At 43.2% G+C, this 3916-nt stretch carries 2 protein-coding genes and 1 pseudogene; all 3 read left to right on the top strand.

What is annotated here, in order from left to right:
* Positions 1-72: 72 nt before the first annotated feature.
* On the top strand, positions 73-1254 hold the full coding sequence (locus tag JGK14_RS33690; RefSeq protein ID WP_325316000.1) for an RNA-guided endonuclease InsQ/TnpB family protein: 1182 nt from the start codon (positions 73-75) through the stop codon (positions 1252-1254).
* Between the two features lie 477 nt (positions 1255-1731).
* Positions 1732-3549: a group II intron reverse transcriptase/maturase gene (gene ltrA / locus JGK14_RS33685; RefSeq protein WP_293209069.1), complete on the top strand. Its 1818-nt coding sequence runs from the start codon at positions 1732-1734 to the stop codon at positions 3547-3549.
* A 91-nt stretch (positions 3550-3640) separates the two neighbouring features.
* A pseudogene (locus JGK14_RS33680) lies at positions 3641-3913 on the top strand (RNA-guided endonuclease TnpB family protein); the annotation flags it as partial.
* Positions 3914-3916: the final 3 nt, after the last annotated feature.

The following is a 3916-nucleotide window of genomic DNA, read 5'->3' as shown; positions in this document are numbered from 1 at the left end:
GTATTGTAAAACTTCATTCAGTTTGTAAGCATAAGTAATCAAGCATGGTATTATGTGGTCAGGAGGTTGAGAATGCAGCTAACAGAACGTCACATCATTAAATCGAAAGAACGCCGTTTCGTCCAAATTGACGAACTAGCTTTTAAATCGAAGAATCTCTACAATGCTGCCAATTATGTCCTTCGTCAAAGTTTCATTTATGGATGGGGCTATGTCAATTACAACGAAATGAATCGCTTGATGAAATCTCACGCAGCTTACAAGGCAATGCCTGCCAAGGTTAGCCAGCAAATCTTGATGTTGTTAGACAAAAACTGGAAATCGTTTTTTGAAGCTCTCAAAGCTTACAAAAAAGATGCCTCTAAATTTACGGGTCGTCCAAAACTACCTAAGTACAAAGATAAAGTCAAAGGTCGAAATATCCTGGTTTATACGATTCAAGCAATAAGCAGCAGGCAGTTGAAAAATGGAATTATTAAACTGTCAGATACTGAGATTTTAATCAAAACCAAAGTAAATCCCGAACGAATTTGTCAAGTTAGATTGGTTCCCAAATGCGATGCTTATGTAATTGAGGTAATTTACGATGAACCGGAGTCCACCGCTAGCAGTAACAACTTCGTAGCTAGTATTGATTTGGGACTGGACAATTTAGTGGCGCTAACTTCAAATCAACCGGGATTTATCCCTCTTTTGATTAACGGGCGACCACTCAAATCGATTAACCAGTTCTACAACAAACGTTCTTCGCAGTTGCAATCCCAACTAAAAGGGGAGCGCAAAACCTCACCCCGGCTTCAACGCTTAACCCGCTGTCGCAACCAAAAAGTCGATAATTACTTGCATCACACAAGTCGATTAATAGTCGAACTTCTGACGGCAAATCAAATTGGGACGCTAGTAATTGGCAAAAATGCACAGTGGAAAACTGAAATTAACCTGGGAAAACGAACTAATCAAAACTTTGTCAGCATTCCTCACGCTCGATTAATTGAGATGTTGGAATACAAGGCTCGATTGGTGGGAATTAAGGTGATTGTTCAAGAAGAATCTTACACGTCTAAGTCGAGCGTGCGTTTCGTTCTGAAGAAACCCAGAAATGGGGGGAATTCAGGCTCTAATAAGGTAATCCAATATGGATTGAGTTCGCACTTTAATCCCTTGTTAGATGACAACTTGTTCGTCTTGTGGGTGAGAACACTGTTCAAGTCCCATCCCGCTGGTGCTGCGGTGAAAGCATCACCCCTACGGTAGCGATTAGCCATCAATCCGTAAAGCGGGGTGAAAAAGCGGTAACTGGAAAACCTATTCTAGAATCCCGTTGAGCAGGAGTTTATGGGTAGCAAAAGCAAAGGTACATCCGAACCATCGTGAGAGATAACCAGCGAAACAGGTTGATACGCTGGGAGTCCCAAAAGGGCAAGGATTGGTAATAAAGGGATTCTACCTTCAATTTACCACAGGGTTGGCAATTGTTTGTTTGACCAACCAAGCACTCTGTAATAAACCCGGTGGAAAGTACCACCCTAAAAGCTCTAAACAAAGACGAACAGGAACGAAATAACCTACCGTTTGCTCTCTGGAAAAGTCGATTTTCAGAGTAGGTGCTAACCGGATGCAACGGCAAGGAGAGATTGGGTCAAAAGCGAAAGCTCCCCTGTAACGAGGGAGATATGCAGACAGACCCACGGTGTCTCGGAAGATAGAGCCTCCAGTAGCAATATAAAAGTCATGAGCACGGTAAAACCGATGTATGAATGGAACAAGACTCCTTGGCGAAAGCTGGAAAGAGTTGTGTTCAAGTTGCAGAAAAGAATCTATCAAGCCGCCAATCGTGGTGATATTAAGGCGCTTCGCAGACTCCAAAAGTTGTTGATGAAGTCCTGGGCTGCAAAATGCTTAGCGGTTCGTAGGGTTACTCAGGATAACAAAGGAAAAAAGACGGCAGGTGTGGATGGTGTCAAATCACTAACCCCAAAGCAACGCCTTGACCTAATAGGTAATATAAACCTGAGTTCAAAGGTCAGCCCAACCAGGCGAGTATGGATTCCCAAGCCTGGTACAGAAGAGAAGCGACCTTTAGGAATCCCAACAATGAAAGACCGGGCATTGCAGGCGCTTGTTAAACTGGCATTAGAACCAGAATGGGAAGCGCGATTTGAACCGAACCAATATGGGTTCAGACCTGGACGCTCGTGCCAAGATGCTATCGGGGCAATATTTAATGCGATTAGGTATAAGCAAAAATATGTGCTAGATGCGGACATCGCCAAATGCTTCGACAAAATCGACCATGAAGCACTGCTTAAAAAATTAAATACATTCCCGCTTTTGCGCCGCCAAATCAAGGCATGGCTCAGAGCGGGGGTGATGAACGGACAGCAGTTGTTTCCAACACTTGAGGGTACGCCACAGGGTGGAGTTATTTCTCCACTACTGGCTAATATAGCTCTCCACGGGATGGAACATCGAATTAAGGAATTTGCCAAAACCTTGGACATCAAAAAGTCAACAGGAAAAGGGCAAGTAAGCTGGCAACAAAAATGTAAAAGCATATCCTTAATAAGATACGCCGATGACTTCGTAATTCTCCACGAAGATTTAACCGTTGTTCAAAAGTGTAAAGAGATAATCTCTGAATGGCTAAAAGGCATGGGTTTGGAGCTAAAATTCAGTAAAACAAGGATAGCTCACACAATGAGCAGCCATGATGGACAGTCTCCAGGATTTGATTTCCTGGGATTCAAAGTCAGGCAATATCCATCTGGCAAATATACTAGCGGGAAAAATCCCCAAGGTGAACTACTGGGTTTCAGCACAATCATCACCCCAAGCCCGACAAAAGTTAAGATACACCTCAAAGAAATCGCAAGAATAATAGACATCCACAAAGCCAAATCTCAATCAGATTTAATTAAGAGGTTAAATCCTCTAATTATAGGGTGGGCTAATTATTACCGAACGGTTCCAAGTAGCAAAGTCTTCTATAAATTAGACTCACTGGTGTATCAAAAACTCAGAGCTTGGGCAAATCATCGCCATCACAAATCGAAAACATGGGTGTCAAATAAATACTGGCAAACCATAGGCAATGATCACTGGGTATTCGCAATCAGGGAAGAAGGGACTAACCCTCTCCGGTTACGTAAACATGGTCAAATAAAAATCATAGACCATGCCAAAGTTAAAGGCGAATCGTCACCATACGACGGAAACCTGGTGTATTGGAGTATAAGAATGGGAAAACACCCTGAAAGTCCCAAAAGAGTGACAACACTTCTTAAGATTCAAAAGGGTAAATGTTCTCACTGCGGATTACATTTTCGAGACGAAGATGTCATGGAAGTTGACCACAGAATTCCTAAATCGAAAGGTGGAAAGGATTCTTATGACAACTGGGACTTACTTCACAGGCATTGCCACGATATAAAGACTGCTACAGATGGCAGTCGGGGTACAAAATCTAGCTGTAAAAGTGTTAAACCTAAGCCACCTTCACGTACAGAATGGTTCTGGAAAGAGGATATGTTGGTAACGCGGTATGAGTGACAATCACCGAGTCATTGAGGAGCCGTGTGAAGAGAAATTTTCACGCACGGTTTTGGAGAGCGGCGGCTCTCGTGAGGGGGTCGCCGACTTTAATTTCTTGAATCTAGATCCAATTCCTGTGTACGGGCATACTGGCGCTTTGGATGTCGTATTTAGTGGCAGGCGAATCAAAAGAGGATTATACAGAACATCAGTCGGTCAATTAATTAACTCCGATGTTAACGGTTCTTACAACATCCTCAGAAAAGCAATCCCAAATGCCTTTGGCAATGGGATAGAGAGCTGCGTAGTTCAGCCAAGGCGGGTCAATCCGCTCGAAGTGAAAGCGAAAGGGGAGGGACTGGAAGCCTCCCATGTCATGTAATAG

The sequence above is a fragment of the Microcoleus sp. PH2017_28_MFU_U_A genome (assembly GCF_020738035.1).
Lineage (GTDB): Bacteria > Cyanobacteriota > Cyanobacteriia > Cyanobacteriales > Microcoleaceae > Microcoleus.
Note: the sequence above shows the minus strand (reverse complement) of the source record. Positions and strands in the feature narration are given on the sequence as shown.